Here is a 221-nt window from a genome sequence, read left to right as displayed (position 1 = left end):
CGATGATCACGACGCCGATGAGGAGCAGCCGCAGCGGCGCGGGGTCGACCGGCAGTGCCACGTCGTTGAGGAACCGCGTCCCCTCGCGGATCGCGACGATGACGATCCCGCCGAACAGCGCGCCCCGGTTGGAGCCGCTGCCGCCTAAGATCACGGCGACCCAGGCGTAGAACGTCGTGATCGGGTCGAGGTCGCCCGGCCCGACGTAGAGGTTCAGGTGC

Annotated in this window: 1 pseudogene; it reads right to left on the bottom strand. The window is 69.7% G+C overall.

Annotation, left to right across the window (positions count from 1 at the left end):
- Positions 1-221 (bottom strand): annotated as a pseudogene (locus EXE42_RS18175) (branched-chain amino acid ABC transporter permease); the annotation flags it as partial.

The sequence above is a fragment of the Halorubrum sp. SP3 genome, assembly GCF_005435195.1.
Lineage (GTDB): Archaea > Halobacteriota > Halobacteria > Halobacteriales > Haloferacaceae > Halorubrum > Halorubrum sodomense.
Note: the sequence above shows the minus strand (reverse complement) of the source record. Positions and strands in the feature narration are given on the sequence as shown.